Raw genomic sequence first — 2,872 nt, 5'->3', positions numbered from 1 at the left:
TGGCGGATCAGTCGTTCGGTCCGTATGTGGTGACCGGGCGGTCGTTCCTGGCGCGGATTCCTGAGGGCTGGTCGTTCGAGCAGGCCGCGTCGTTGCCGATCGTGTTCCTCACCGCCTACTACGGCCTCAAGGACCTCGGCGGCCTGCGTGAGGGCGAGTCCGTTCTGGTGCACAGTGGTGCCGGTGGTGTCGGCATGGCCGCGATCCAGCTGGCGCGGTATTTCGGTGCTGAGGTGTTCGCGACGGCGAGTCCCGGTAAGTGGGAGACGCTGCGTTCGCTGGGGCTTGATGACGCTCATATCGCGTCGTCGCGTGATCTGGAGTTCGAGCAGCGGTTCCTCGAGGCGACCGGCGGGCGGGGTGTGGATGTCGTACTGAACTCGCTGGCGCGGGAGTTCGTGGACGCCTCGCTGCGGCTGCTGCCCCGGGGCGGGCGCTTCCTGGAGATGGGAAAGACCGACCAGCGCGACCCCGAACAGATCAGTCAGGACCGTCCCGGCGTGCACTACCAGGCGTTCGACCTGGTCGAGGCCGGTCCGGAGCGTACTCAGGCCATGCTCGTCGAGGTGCTGCGTCTCTTCGAGGAGGGCGTACTCGAACCGCTGCCCGTCACGACCTGGGATGTGCGGCGCGCCAAGGACGCTCTGCGTCACGTCAGCCAGGCCAGGCATGTCGGCAAGGTGGTCCTGACCGTGCCGCGTGCTCTCGATCCCGAGGGCACGGTGCTGATCACGGGTGGCACCGGGACGCTGGGCGCGGAGCTGGCCCGGCACCTTGTGGTCGAGCGTGGTGTGCGGCACCTGCTGCTGACCAGCCGCAGCGGTCGTGCGGCGCGGGGTGCGGCGGAGCTGGAGGCCGAGCTGGCCGGGCTGGGTGCCGAGGCGACCGTCGTGGCCTGTGACGCCGCCGACCGCGACGCACTCGCCGCCACCCTCGCCACCGTCCCCGACACCCACCCTCTGACAGGTGTGGTGCACGCGGCCGGTGTCCTCGACGACGGGATCGTCCCCCTGCTGACGCCCGAGCGGATCGACTACGTGCTGCGTCCGAAGGTGGACGCTGCGGTGAACCTGGACGAGCTGACCCGGGACATGGACCTGGCGATGTTCGTGGTGTTCTCGTCCGCGGCGTCGGTCTTCGGCAGTTCCGGGCAGGGCAACTACGCCGCCGCCAACGCGTTCCTCGAAGCCCTCGTGCAGCGCCGCCGGGTGCGCGGCCTGCCCGGCCAGGCACTGGCGTGGGGCCTGTGGACCCAGCGCAGCAGTATGACCGAGCACCTCGGCGACACCGAGATCCAGCGGCTGTACCGTACCGGCCTGCGTCTGCTGGACACGGAACAGGGCATGCGGTTGTTCGATACATCGGTGGCGCTGGACGAGCCGTTGCTGGTGCCGCATCCGATGGACTTCTCCGTGCTGCGTGGTCAGGGCGAGGCGGTGCCCGTGGTGCTGCGTGGTCTGGTCCGTGCGACGGTGCGTCGTACGGTGGAGTCGCGTGGTGACGTGCCGGGTGGTTCGGGGCTGGCGCAGCGGCTGGCCGCGCTGGACGAGCGCGGCCGGCAGGAACTGCTGCTCGATCTGGTCCGTTCGCACGCGGCTTCGGTGCTGGGGCACTCGGGCACGGATGGTGTGGGTGCCGGTCTGGCCTTCAAGGAGCTGGGGTTCGACTCCCTGACGGCGGTCGAGCTGCGCAACCTGCTGAACTCCGCGACGGGCCTGAAACTGCCGGCCACACTCGTCTTCGACTACCCGACCCCCACCGCACTCGCCGACCACCTCAGAACAGAACTCACCGGCGAACTCCGGGACATGGCACCTGCCCGTCGCCTCACCGCCGCGCCCGGGGCGGGACCTGACGACGACCCGATCGCCATCGTGTCGATGAGCTGCCGGTTCCCCGGCGGCGCCGACTCCCCGGAAAACCTGTGGCACCTGGTCACCAGCGGCGGCGACGCGATGGCGGGCTTCCCGACCGACCGCGGCTGGGAACTCGACACCCTCTTCGACTCCGACCCCGACCGCCCTGGCACCTCGTACACCAGCGAGGGCGCGTTCGTGTACGACGCCACCGGGTTCGACGCCGACTTCTTCGGGATCTCTCCCCGTGAGGCGCTGTCGATGGACCCGCAGCAGCGGCTCTTCCTCGAGACCTCGTGGGAGGCGCTGGAGCGCGCCGGGATCGACCCCACCTCGCTGCGCGGCCAGGACGTCGGCGTCTACGCCGGCGCCTACTCCGTGGGTTACGGAGTCAGCACCAACGTCCCTGACGAACTGGAGGGGTACGTCGTCACCGGCGAGGCCACGAGTGTCATCTCGGGCCGTGTCTCCTACACCCTCGGCCTCGAAGGACCCGCGCTGTCCGTGGACGCCGCGTGCTCGTCCTCACTGGTGGCCCTGCACATGGCGGCGCAGGCGCTGCGCAACGGCGAGTGCTCCATGGCCCTCGTCGGCGGTGTCACCGTCATGTGCACCCCCACGGCGTTCACCGAGTTCGCCCGCCAGCGGGGTATGGCCCGTGACGGGCGGTCCAAGCCGTTCGCCGACGCCGCCGACGGCATGGGCTGGGGCGAAGGCGTCGGTGTGCTGCTCGTCGAGCGGCTGTCGGACGCCCGCCGCAACGGGCATCGGGTGCTGGCGGTGGTGCGCGGTTCGGCAATCAACCAGGACGGTGCGTCCAACGGTCTGACGGCACCGAACGGCCCCTCGCAGCAGCGCGTGATCCGCCAGGCGCTTGCCAACGCGCAGCTCTCGCCCCAGGACGTCGCGGTCGTCGAGGGCCACGGTACGGGGACGACGCTGGGTGATCCGATCGAGGCGCAGGCGTTGCTGGCGACGTACGGCCGGGACCGTGATCCGCAGCGGCCGCTGTGGCT

At 70.2% G+C, this 2,872-nt stretch carries 1 pseudogene; it reads left to right on the top strand.

Annotated elements, in window-relative coordinates:
- Nucleotides 1-14 precede the first annotated feature (14 nt).
- Nucleotides 15-2,872, top strand: a pseudogene (locus ACH4F2_RS35515) (SDR family NAD(P)-dependent oxidoreductase); the annotation flags it as partial.

The sequence above is a fragment of the Streptomyces sp. NPDC017890 genome, from assembly GCF_044328675.1.
GTDB lineage: Bacteria > Actinomycetota > Actinomycetes > Streptomycetales > Streptomycetaceae > Streptomyces.
The sequence above is the reverse complement of the archived record's forward strand: the minus strand, read 5'-3'. Positions and strand labels throughout refer to the sequence as shown.